Source organism: Synechococcus sp. 60AY4M2, from assembly GCF_002760375.1.
Classification (GTDB): domain Bacteria; phylum Cyanobacteriota; class Cyanobacteriia; order Thermostichales; family Thermostichaceae; genus Thermostichus.
On sequence record NZ_AUMZ01000001.1, the window covers coordinates 3,086,498 to 3,097,936 of the forward strand.

General features: G+C 62.0%; 7 protein-coding genes. 3 read left to right on the forward strand and 4 right to left on the reverse strand.

Features of this window, described 5'->3' with window-relative positions:
• Positions 1-57: 57 nt before the first annotated feature.
• Positions 58-831 carry a nuclear transport factor 2 family protein gene (locus tag SYN60AY4M2_RS13535; RefSeq protein WP_240527866.1) on the forward strand — a complete coding sequence of 258 codons (774 nt, stop codon included), beginning with the start codon at positions 58-60 and terminating at the stop codon, positions 829-831.
• A 564-nt stretch (positions 832-1,395) separates the two neighbouring features.
• Entirely contained in the window at positions 1,396-4,161 is a 2,766-nt protein-coding gene (ileS, locus tag SYN60AY4M2_RS13540; protein WP_240527900.1) for an isoleucine--tRNA ligase, read from the forward strand.
• A 29-nt stretch (positions 4,162-4,190) separates the two neighbouring features.
• Here the strand turns inward: ileS and cysK are convergent, their stop codons facing one another.
• The gene (cysK, locus tag SYN60AY4M2_RS13545) at positions 4,191-5,171 is read right to left on the reverse strand and encodes a cysteine synthase A (RefSeq protein ID WP_011430534.1); all 981 of its coding nucleotides are present in this window, start codon (positions 5,169-5,171) and stop codon (positions 4,191-4,193) included.
• Positions 5,172-5,678: 507 nt separating this feature from the next.
• Between cysK and dxs the strand changes: the two genes are divergently transcribed.
• Entirely contained in the window at positions 5,679-7,628 is a 1,950-nt protein-coding gene (dxs, locus tag SYN60AY4M2_RS13555) for a 1-deoxy-D-xylulose-5-phosphate synthase (protein ID WP_011430533.1), read from the forward strand.
• A gap of 2 nt (positions 7,629-7,630) precedes the next feature.
• On the opposite strand, the gene SYN60AY4M2_RS13560 is transcribed toward dxs, so the two are convergent.
• The 3 genes from SYN60AY4M2_RS13560 to fbp all read right to left on the reverse strand — a co-directional run bounded on the left by SYN60AY4M2_RS13560 (position 7,631) and on the right by fbp (position 11,312).
• Positions 7,631-8,545, reverse strand: coding sequence for a tetratricopeptide repeat protein (locus tag SYN60AY4M2_RS13560; protein WP_240527867.1), 915 nt, complete (start codon positions 8,543-8,545; stop codon positions 7,631-7,633).
• A 176-nt stretch (positions 8,546-8,721) separates the two neighbouring features.
• Positions 8,722-10,272 (reverse strand): glucose-6-phosphate dehydrogenase, encoded by a 1,551-nt coding sequence (gene zwf, locus SYN60AY4M2_RS13565; protein ID WP_099813156.1) that lies wholly within the window; start codon positions 10,270-10,272, stop codon positions 8,722-8,724.
• Between the two features lie 41 nt (positions 10,273-10,313).
• Entirely contained in the window at positions 10,314-11,312 is a 999-nt protein-coding gene (gene fbp, locus SYN60AY4M2_RS13570; RefSeq protein ID WP_011430530.1) for a class 1 fructose-bisphosphatase, read from the reverse strand.
• Positions 11,313-11,439 lie beyond the last annotated feature (127 nt).

Consider the following 11,439-nt stretch of genomic DNA (forward strand, 5'->3'; position numbering starts at 1 on the left):
TCCACCCTTTCCCAACTGCTTGGGTTCCTTGCTCTGACTTTGAGCTGGGGGATCCCTTTGCCCAGCAAGGCAGCGGCCCAGGCTGCCCCCTTGCCTCTGGAAAGCGGGATCCAAAAACAGGTCTCCGCCCCGGCACCGGCTCCCTTGGTGAAGTGGCTGCAAGAGCAAATAGAGGCCGCCAACCGGCGGGATCTGGAGGAGGTGATGGCCGGCTATAGCCCCGACTTCCGCCACCGCGACGGCCTGGATCGGCAGGGGGTGGAAAGGGCCATTCGCAAGCTGTGGGAGGCCCATCCCCAGCTGACCTACGCAGCGGAAATTCTCTCTTGGCGGCGGCTAGGCCCTGAGATCGTGGCCGAGATCGCCAGCCAAGTGCAGGGATCCCAATCTTCAGCGCGGGGGGAGTTTCAGGTGCAGGCCTCTGCCCTGGTGCGCAACCGCTACCGCCCGAATGCGGCCAAGCCGGAGCAACTGCTGTTGGTGGAGCAGGAAGTGCTGCGGGAGGCCAGCACCCTCACCTCCGGCTCGGCGCCCCCCACCGTCACCTTCAGGTTGCCGGAGGTGGTCAAGCCGGGATCCCCCTACTCGCTGCAGGCCATTGTGGCCGAGCCCCTCGCCCAATCTTTGCTGTTGGGCGCCGTCGAGGAGCAGCCCGTGGCTGCGGCCGGCTACTTAGATCTAACTTCGTTTGCCCTTGAACCTCTGCAGGCGGGCGGGCTCTTCCTGCAGGCAGATGCGCCGCCAGAAGCTGGCGCCCGCTGGCTCTCGGTGATGCTAGTCAACCAGAGTGGCCTTGTTGTCGAAAGCCGGCGCCTCGTCATTCAACCCTGAGGGATCGACAGCCCTTAAGGACTCTTGACCTGGGTAGTTGTTGAGATCTTTTGGGCGAAGCTGAGATTTGAGAGGTCTGGAAGCCCTCGGAAGATTTCTGCTCGACTCCAAGCCCCGGCGGTCGTCGAAAACTTGCAGAAAAACTATCCGCTCTCCCCCACCACCCAGGCAAAACAGGCGGTCCAGGAGAGAGCGGTCTAGCGGGCCTTCAACTGGAACCTGACTGCCGGGAGGAACTCCAAGCGAGCCAGAACGCGAAGACTCCTCAGCAAGCTAAGGATCTGAGTTCAGGCCGTTAGAGAACAGCCCCGGCGCACAGCCGGCTGAACCCAACTTGACGACCCTTACAACAACTACTATCTGGCATCCGCTGGAACCTCCCTTACTCAACGACATCCTGAGGCTAGCACAAATCTTTACCAAGGTGGCGGGCCGGATCCCTTCCCCTCAGGCCAAGGAGACTGAGAACGAGGCAACGGCGTAGGATAGAAGGACGCCCTTTAGCCTGCTCAAGTTGCCGTGGACTACAAAAGTACCCTCAACCTGCCGCAAACCCAGTTTCCCATGCGGGCGGAGGCTGCCAAGAGGGAGCCCGCCATCCAAGCCTTTTGGCAGGAAGAGCAAATCTATCAGCGTCTGTCGGAGAACAATCCTGGGGATCCCTTTGTGCTGCACGATGGGCCGCCCTATGCCAATGGCGACATCCACATGGGCACCACCCTCAACAAGATCCTCAAGGACATCATCAACAAGTACCACCTCCTGCAGGGGCGCAAGGTGCGCTATGTGCCCGGCTGGGATTGCCACGGTCTGCCCATCGAGCTGAAGGTGTTGCAAAGCCTCTCCCCCCAGGAGCGGCAGAGCCTCACCCCCCTACAACTGCGGCAAAAGGCCAGAGAGTACGCCTTGCACTACGTCAACGTGCAGCGGGCCAGTTTTCAGCGGCTGGGGGTATGGGGAGATTGGGATCGGCCCTACCTGACCCTATCGCCGGAGTACGAGGCGGCCCAGATCGAGGTGTTTGGCCAGATGGCCCTTAAAGGCTACATCTACCGCGGCCTCAAGCCCGTCCACTGGAGCCCCAGCTCCCAGACAGCCCTGGCGGAAGCGGAGCTGGAATATCCCGACAACCACATCTCCCCCAGCATCTACGTAGCTTTTCCTCTGCAGAGCCTCAGCCCGGCGGCGCAGCCGATTTTGGAGCCCTTCTTGCCAGGCCTGCGGGCGGCCATCTGGACGACTACCCCGTGGACGATCCCGGCCAACTTGGCTCTCTGTTTCAATCCCAAGCTTACCTATGCGGTGGTGGAGTCTCCCCGCTTCGGCCTACTACTGATTGCCGCCGATTTGCGGCAGCGGCTGGAGAAAGTCCTGGAGACCCCCTTAGAGGTCAAGGCCACCCTGCCGGGATCCGCCCTGGAGTACTGCCAGGGACGCCACCCCCTCTTCGACCGCAGCAGCCTCTGTGTGCTGGGGGACTATGTTACCACCGAGTCCGGCACCGGCATTGTCCACACGGCGCCGGGGCATGGGGAAGAGGACTTCAAGACCGGCCAAAAATACGGCCTGCCCATCCTCAGCCCTGTGGATGAGCAGGGGAGATTCACCGCCGAGGCCGGATCCCAGTTTGTCGGGCTAGATGTGCTCTCCAAAGAACCAGAAACCAGTGGCAACCTAGCTGTCATTAAGGCTTTGCGGGCTGTCGGCGCCCTGCTCAAGGAAGAACCCTACAACCACAAATACCCCTACGACTGGCGCACCAAAGAACCAACCATCTTCCGGGCCACCGAGCAGTGGTTTGCCTCTGTAGCCGGCTTCCGGGAGCTGGCTCTGCAGGCCATCAAAACCGTGAAGTGGATCCCGCCGGAAGGGGAAAACCGCATCACCGCCATGGTCAAGGAGCGCTCCGACTGGTGTATCTCCCGCCAGCGGGCCTGGGGCGTGCCCATCCCCGTCTTTTACGACGAGGAGACCGGCGAGGTGCTGCTCACAGCCGAAACTATCGACCACATCAAGGCCATCTTCGCCCAAGAGGGATCCGACGCCTGGTGGAAGCGCCCGGTGGAAGAGCTGCTGCCGGAGCAGTACCGCCGCCATGGCCGCACCTACCGCAAGGGCACAGACACCATGGATGTCTGGTTTGACTCTGGCTCCTCCTGGGCGGCGGTGGCCCAGGCGCGCGGGTTGGGCTACCCCGTGGATCTCTACCTGGAGGGTTCCGACCAGCACCGGGGTTGGTTCCAGTCCAGCTTGCTGACTTCCGTGGCCGTCAACGGCCAGGCCCCTTACAAGGCGGTGCTCACCCACGGCTTTGTGCTGGACGAAAAGGGCCAGAAGATGAGCAAGTCCCTGGGCAACGTCATCGATCCCCTGCTGCTCATCAACGGCGGCAGCAATCCGCAGACGGATCCCGCCTACGGGGCCGATGTGCTGCGGCTGTGGGTCTCCAGCGTCGACTACTCCGGCGATGTGCCGATAGGCAAGACCATTCTGGGGCAGATGGCGGATGTCTACCGCAAGATCCGCAACACGGCCCGCTTTTTGCTGAGCAACCTCTACGACTTCAACCCGGCGCAGGATGCTGTTCCTTTTGAAGCGTTGACGGAGTTGGATCGCTACATCCTGCACCGCCTGCAGGAGGTGGGAGCGGAGATCACCGAATCGTTTGAAAACTACCAGTTCTACCGCTTTTTCCAAGCGGTTCAAAACTTCTGTGTGGTGGATCTCTCCAATTTCTACTTGGATATCGGCAAGGATCGCCTCTACATCAGCCACGCCCGCAGCCTGCGGCGGCGGCAGTGCCAGACGGTGCTGTCGCTGGTGCTGGAGAACTTGGCCAAGGCCATTGCCCCCGTGCTCTCCCACCTAGCCGAAGAGATCTGGAGCTACCTGCCCTACCCCAAGCCCACCCGCTCGGTGTTCGAAGGGGGCTGGATGCGGCTGCCGGAGCAGTGGCGGGATCCCCAGTTGGCCGCCACCTGGGAAAAGCTGCGGGCGGTGCGGCAGGAGGTGAACAAGGCCCTGGAGCAGGCCCGCACCGACAAGGTCATCGGCGCTTCCACCGAGGCCAAACTCATCCTCAAGGTGGCGGATCCCCACCTACATGCCCTGCTGGAGGAGCGGGCAGCCGAGCTGCGCTACCTGTTTATCACTTCCCAAGTCGAGTTGGTCAAGGCCGGCCCTGGAGAGGAGGATCTACAGGTTGCCGTTCAGCCAGCGGAGGGGAAAAAATGCGTGCGCTGCTGGAACTATTCCACCCGGGTGGGCGAGTTTGCCGAACACCCAGAGCTGTGCGAGCGCTGTGTGGCAGCCCTGGCCGGCGAATTTTGAACGTCGGATGGATTGTCGGAATTGTTGGCCTAGGTTGGGTTGGCCTGCAGGATCCCGGCGTCGGCCTCCTCCCGCTCCAGGTTGCGGAAGAGGGGCGTGCTCAGGTAGCGCTCGCCAAAGCTGGGCTGGATCATCACGATCAGCTTGCCGGCGTTTTCCGGTCGCCGCCCCACCTGGATAGCGGCAGCCAGGGCTGCCCCGGTGGAGATGCCGGAGAGGATCCCTTCTTCTTTGGCCAGGCGGCGGCTGTAGACCATGCTCTCCTCGTCATCTACCGCAATTACCTCGTCCAGCAGGTCGCGCCGCAACACCTCCGGCACAAACCCCGCCCCGATGCCCTCGATGCGGTGAAAACCGGGCCGCCCTCCACTTAAAACAGCACTGGCCTTGGGCTCGACGGCCACCAGTCGAATGGAGGGTTTTTGGCTTTTGAGGAAGCCGCCTGCCCCTGTGATGGTGCCGCCGGTACCCACCCCCGCCACCAAGATGTCCACCTGGCCATCGGTATCCTCCCAGATCTCCGGGCCAGTGGTGCGGGCGTGGATTTGAGGGTTGGCCGGATTGGTGAATTGGCCCAGCATATAGGCATTGGGGGTGCGGCGCACGATCTCTTCGGCCTTCCAGATGGCCTCCCCCATGCCGCCGGCGCTGCTGGCCAGGTGCACCTCTGCTCCGTAAGCCTTCAGCAGCCGCCGCCGCTCCAGGCTCATGCTCTCAGGCATAACGATGATCAGCCGGTAACCCTTGGCAGCAGCAGCCATGGCCAGGCCAATGCCGGTATTGCCAGAGGTGGGCTCCACCAAGATGGTCTTGCCGGGGGTGATCAAGCCAGCTCGTTCGGCAGCCTCGATCATGCTCACGGCAATGCGATCTTTCACCGAGGCGGCAGGGTTAAAGCTCTCCAATTTCACGACGATCTCAGCCAGACACCCTTCGGATTGAGGGATCCGGTTTAGCCGCACAAGAGGGGTACGACCGATGAGCTGAGTGATGTTGGCGGCAATTTTCATGGTTCACAAAAAGGCAGAAACCGATCGCGACAGCAGGCCGTCGGCCTCAAGTCCAGAGCAGCCGAGGGCCTTGTGCGATGCTAACCCCTGCATGAGCTCCTTGGTGCTCCCTCTCAGGATCTCACTGCCCTTGGACCAGGGGATCCCGATGTTTTCCGAAGTTCCGCAGGGGATGGCAACAAAACCCGCCCAGAAAATGATTTAGCTGAAGGGGGTTCGGGGGTAGATCAGCCCCGCACTGTACTGTCGAGAGGCAGTCAGTGCCAGATACCCCCGTCGCAGACTCGCAACAATAAAATGGATCTAGTTGTAGAAAACGGCGTTGCCGGAACCTGGTGCAACTACGCGGTAGGGCATTCCATGTCTGCATCCCTAACGGCACGGCAAAGCCGAACGCAGAGGGTTCTTGCAGAAGCTCCCCGACGAAGCGAGAAGCCCGCACTCTATACGTCAGCATGAGTGCGGGAGTATGTCACAGTGAGATTACACCGGAAGGACAAGTCCCCTATGCACCTGAGTGAGATCACTCACCCCAACCAGCTCCGCAACCTCAGCCTCAGCCAGTTGCGCAGCCTAGCCCGCCAGATTCGCGAAAAGCACTTGCAAACGGCTGCCAACTCTCCAGTCGGCTGTCACCTGGGGCCGGGGCTGGGCGTGGTGGAGCTGACCTTGGCGCTCTACAAAACCCTCGACCTGGATCGCGACAAGGTGATTTGGGATGTGGGCCACCAAGCCTATGCCCACAAAATGCTTACTGGCCGCTACCACAACTTCCATACCATTCGCCAGAAAGGAGGGATTTCCGGCTACCTCAAGCGGAGTGAGAGCCGCTTCGACCACTTTGGGGCCGGGCACGCCTCCACCAGCATCTCGGCAGCCCTGGGCATGGCCATCGCTCGGGATCGGCGGGGAGAAAACTTCAAGGTGGTGGCCATCATCGGGGATGGCGCCCTGACTGGGGGCATGGCCTATGAAGCCATCAACCACGCCGGGCACCTGCCCAAGACCAACTTGATGGTGATTCTCAACGACAACGGCATGTCGATTTCCCCCAATGTGGGGGCGATCCCGCGCTATTTAAACCGCCTGCGCCTCAGCCCACCGGTGCAGTTTTTGGCCGACAGCCTGGAGGAGCAGCTAAAGAACCTACCTCTAGTTGGCTCCAGCCTCAGCCCGGAAATCGACCGTCTCAAGGAGACGGTGAAGCTGGTTACTGCCGTGCAGAACAACAAGGCCGGCATCATCTTTGAGGAGCTGGGCTTTACCTACGTAGGGCCGGTGGACGGGCACAACCTGGCGGAATTGTTGGATGCTTTTGAGCTGGCCCACGGCATCTCTGGGCCGGTGCTGGTGCACGTGGCTACGGTCAAGGGCAAGGGCTACCCACCGGCAGAGGCTGAGCAGGTAAGCTATCACGCCCAATCCCGCTTCGACCTAGCCACCGGCAAACCCTATCCTCCTACCAAACCCACTCCCCCTAGCTATAGCAAGGTCTTCGGCCACACTCTTTGTAAACTGGCGGAGCGGGATCCCCGCATCATTGGCATCACGGCGGCTATGGACACCGGCACCGGCCTAGACAAGCTCAAAGAAAAACTGCCGGATCAGTTCGTGGATGTGGGGATTGCCGAGCAGCACGCTGTTACTTTGGCTGCTGGCATGGCCTGCGAGGGGATGCGACCGGTGGTGGCCATCTATTCCACCTTCCTGCAGCGGGCCTACGACCAGATCATCCACGATGTCTGCATTCAAAAGCTGCCGGTCTTTTTCTGCTTGGATCGGGCAGGGGTGGTGGGAGCGGACGGCCCCACCCACCAGGGCATGTACGACATTGCCTATCTGCGCTGCATTCCCGAGATGGTGCTGATGGCCCCCAAAGACGAGGCGGAGCTGCAGCGCATGGTGGTGACCGGGATCCAGTACACAAAGGGCCCCATCGCCATGCGTTACCCGCGCGGAGCTGGCGTGGGGGTGCCTCTGGCCGAAGAGGGGTGGGAGCCCATTCCCATCGGCAAAGCAGAGGTGCTGCGCAGCGGCGGCGAGGTCCTGATCCTAGCCTATGGGTCGATGGTGCATCCCAGTTTGCAGGCAGCGGAGATCCTCAAGGAACACGGCATCTCCACGACGGTAGTCAATGCCCGCTTTGCCAAGCCTCTGGATACCGAGCTGATCCTGCCCCTGGCCCAACAGAGCCGCCTGGTGGTGACGGTGGAAGAAGGCTGCCTCATGGGCGGGTTTGGCTCGGCAGTGGGGGAAGCTCTCCTGGATGCCGATATCCGAGTGCCGCTGTTGCGCCTGGGGGTGCCGGATGTGTGGGTGGAGCACGCCACTCCTGAAGAATCGCTGGCGGAACTGGGCCTGAACAGCGTCGGCATTGCCGAGCGCATCCGGGCCAAGGTCGAGGCCCTTCAGGGACAGAGGGCCTCGCAGGCTCAAGCTATTCTGGGCAGCTCCTGAGCCTACTCTTTCCCAAGGCCCATCTGCTGGTTGAACTGCTCGATGGCGGCTTGCTGCAGAGCCTCTGCAACAGGACGGGTGCGCAGGAGGATTTGCACATCCCGCAGCAGGTTCTCCCGCCACAGGTTCTCCCGCAGCACCTCTAGCCGGGCATAGCTGGGATCCAGGCGCATGGCCTTGGCCCCCAGTTCTTCCGCCCGTTCGGTTTCGCCGCGAACGTAGAGGGCCGTAGCCAGGGCTAGGTAGGGCTCTGCCACCGCGTCGTTCATCTCGATGGTGCGTTCCCAGCGCTCGATGGCCGCCTCCAGATCCCCTTGTTCATAGTCCACCAGGCCGATGTTGTTCATGGCCGGCCAATAGGCGGGATCCAACTCCAAGGTTTTCTCATACTCCTGCCGGGCGCGATCCCATTGGTCGAGCATGAGGTAGGCATTGCCCAGTTGAAAGCGGGCGTTGGGGCTATCTGGCTGCAAGGCAACAGCCCGTTCCAGGGTTTCAGCGGCGGCAAAATAGCTGCCCTGCCGCAAGTAAGCAGATCCCAGCGAGTAGAGAATGTCGGCGTCGTCGGGAGCCAGGGCGCGGGCCTTTTGCAGCGCTTGGATGGCTTGGCCATAGTCTCCTAGCTCCAGGTGGACGTTGCCCAAAACGTAGAGCAGCTCGGAAGAGGTGGGCACCATGGCCACCGCCAGTTGCAGGCGGCGCAGCGCCTCTTCCGTCTGGCCAAACTGGGCCAGCCGCAGCGCGTCCGTGGCCAGTTGCAGCCCCTGCGCCCGCATCAACTCCCCATTGGGCAGGGGAACACGCAGCAACACCTGGGCTCGAGCGGGATCCCATTTCCCTCTCCCCAACACCATGGCGAGGCCCAGCGGCAAGGTTAGCAAAAACCGGACAGACAACCGGAATAACAGTGGCGGCATGACACCCACGCAAAAACAGGCCATGCCCATGTTAGCTGCAGCAAGCGGGGATCCTTCCTGCCAGGACTGGTTTCAACCATATTGCTATCCAACGCTGTCGCGAACGTGTCGGCGGCCTCCAACTCCCCCCTCCCTGAGGAAGAGGGGCTGGGGGTAAAGGCAGCGATTGAAACAAACTAGAGGCGTCGCCACCGCCGCCCCGACTGGGCCAGCAGGTCTTCGGCGGCCTTCGGCCCCCAGGTGCCGGCTTCGTAGGTGTACAGCGGCGGCGCAACGCTGCTGCCATTGCCGCCGGGCTGGGCTTCCCAGGCCGATAAAACCGGCGTCACCACCCGCCAGGCGGCTTCCACCTCGTCAGCGCGGGTGAACAGGGTGGGATCCCCCAGCAGGCAGTCCAACAGTAGGCGCTCGTAGGCATCTGGCGTGGTTGACCCAAAGGCTGTCCCGTAGCGAAAATCCATTTCCACCGAGCGGGTGCGGATCTCCGGCCCCGGCATCTTGGCCTCAAAGCGCAAGGAGATGCCCTCGTTGGGCTGGATGCGCAGCACCAGGATGTTGGGGCTCACCTCCCGCGCTGCCGAAGGAAAAAGAGATAGCGGCACCTGCTTAAAGTAGATGGCCACCTCGGAGACCTTCTTGGCTAGGCGCTTGCCGGTGCGCAGGTAAAAGGGCACCCCCTGCCACCGCCAGGTGTCGCATTCCAGTTTCAGGGCAACGTAGGTGGGGGTTTGCGAGTTGGGGTTAACATTGGGCTCTTGGCGATAGCCTGGCACCGGCTTGCCGCCAATCCAGCCGGGACCATACTGGGCCCGCACCGCTGCGGCTGCCACGTTGCGAGTGTCGGCCAGACGGGTGGCCTGCAGCACTTTGGTCTTTTCATTGCGCACGCCGTCGCTGCGCAAGGAGACGGGCGGCTCCATGGCAGTCAGGCAATAGATCTGCATCAGGTGGTTTTGCACCATGTCCCGCAGAGCGCCGGCAGCGTCGTAGTAGCCGGCCCGGTCCTCCACCCCCACCGTTTCCGCTACCGTAATCTGCACGTGGTCGATGTAGTTGCGGTTCCAGAGAGGCTCAAAGATGGCGTTTGCAAAGCGGAAGACCAGCAGGTTTTGCACCGTCTCTTTGCCCAGGTAGTGGTCGATGCGGTAGACCTGCTCTTCCTGACAGATGCGCTGCACAAGGCGGTTCAGCTCCTGGGCCGAGGTGAGGTCGTGGCCGAAGGGCTTTTCGATCACCACCCGCGTCCTGGTTGGATCCGCCAGCATCCCCGCTGCCCCCAACTGCTGGAGGGCCTGGGCATAGAAGTCCGGCGCCACCGCCAGATAAAACACCCGGTTGCCGCGGGTGCCCCGCTCCTCATCCAGTTGGCCGAGGAGTTGCTTGAGACGCAGGTAGCCCTCGGCCTCTCCGATATCGAGGCGACAATAGAACAGGCGGCTGGCGAAGTCCTGCCAGAGGGCTTCTGGCCCCAGATCTTGGGGGGCAAATTCTTCCAGGGCCGCCCGCATCTTGTCCCGATAGACCTCGTGGCTCCAGTCGCGCCGGGCCACCCCCACCAGGGTAAACTCCGGCGGCAGCCGTCGCTGCACGAATAGCCGGTAGTAGGCCGGGATCAGCTTGCGGGCGGCCAGATCTCCGGAAGCACCAAACTGCACCAAAATACAAGGATCCGGAATGCGCTCTTGGTTGAGGCCAACGCGCAAGGGGTTTTCAGTCAGGGTTGCCATAGGGTCGGCTCAGCTTGGGTGGGCGGGGTTGGGAAGGGTGGCTAGGGGGTCAACGACCCTTCCAGGCAGCGCAACACTTCTTCCACATTCTTGCGGCTGCCGATAATCAAAGGCACTCGTTGGTGCAGGGATTGGGGCACGATGTCCAGGATGGCCTCGGTGCCGGTGGTGGCTACGCCTCCCGCCTGCTCAGCCAAAAACGCCAGCGGGTTGGCCTCGTACATCAGCCGCAGCTTGCCCTCTGGTTTTTGCCGGGTGCCAGGGTAGAGATACACTCCTCCCTGCAACAGGATGCGGTGAAAATCCGCCACCAGAGCGCCGCTGTAGCGGGCGGTGTAGCCATCGCGGCGGTGGACATAGCGGACATAGTTCTGGATCCCTTCGCTCCACTGACAGAAGTAGCCCTCGTTAAGGCTGTAGACGGAGCCGCGTTCGGGAATGCGAAGGTCGCTCTTGGAGAGGATGAACTCGCCCAAGCTGGGATCCAGGGTAAAACTGTGTACTCCCTTGCCGACGGAATAGACCAGTTGCGTGCTGGGGCCGTAGAGGATGTAGCCGGCGGCCAGTTGGCGACGGCCTGGCTGGAGGAGATCTTGGTTGTCTGCTTCCGGACGATCCTCAAGGGGGTGAAGAACGGAGAAGATAGAGCCGACGCTGAGGTTGGCGTCAATGTTGGAGGATCCATCCAAGGGATCGATCAGCAGGGCCAAGCGGCTGAGGGAGCAGTTTTCCGGCAGGCGGGCCGGCGTTTTCAGCTCTTCTGATACCAGCCGGCACACCAGGCCGGTCTGCTCCAAAGCGCGGATGAAGGCCCGGTTGGCGTAGTCGTCCATCCGCTGCTGCTCTTCCCCCTGCACATTGACGCTGCCGGTTACCCCCAGCGTCCCCTCGATCAGCCCTGCCTGGCTGAGGCGGCGGGCGATCATCTTGCCGGCCAGAGCAATGCGGTTCATCAGGGCGCTGAAGTCTTGGGCCTCAGGGGTAAAGCCGCTAAACTGCTGCAGCACATGCCGGGAGAGGGTAAGCACATCCCGCGCCATCTCGCGCTCGGCGCTGCTGGGCACTACGGGCGGAGAAGAACTGACCACCATAATCGCAGGCTTCCTCAGGATTCTTACTAGCTAGGCTGGCCAATCCCGACAGCGAGAGCCGAGAACTTACAGGGTT

Bases quoted from the DNA above. Each gene is read 5' to 3' on its own strand.
- ileS (WP_240527900.1), top strand. From the start codon at position 1,396: ATGCGGGCGGAGGCTGCCAAGAGGGAGCCCGCCATCCAAGCCTTTTGG.
- cysK (WP_011430534.1), bottom strand. From the start codon at position 5,171: ATGAAAATTGCCGCCAACATCACTCAGCTCATCGGTCGTACCCCTCTT.
- dxs (WP_011430533.1), top strand. From the start codon at position 5,679: ATGCACCTGAGTGAGATCACTCACCCCAACCAGCTCCGCAACCTCAGC.
- SYN60AY4M2_RS13560 (WP_240527867.1), bottom strand. From the start codon at position 8,545: ATGCCGCCACTGTTATTCCGGTTGTCTGTCCGGTTTTTGCTAACCTTG.
- zwf (WP_099813156.1), bottom strand. From the start codon at position 10,272: ATGGCAACCCTGACTGAAAACCCCTTGCGCGTTGGCCTCAACCAAGAG.
- fbp (WP_011430530.1), bottom strand. From the start codon at position 11,312: ATGGCGCGGGATGTGCTTACCCTCTCCCGGCATGTGCTGCAGCAGTTT.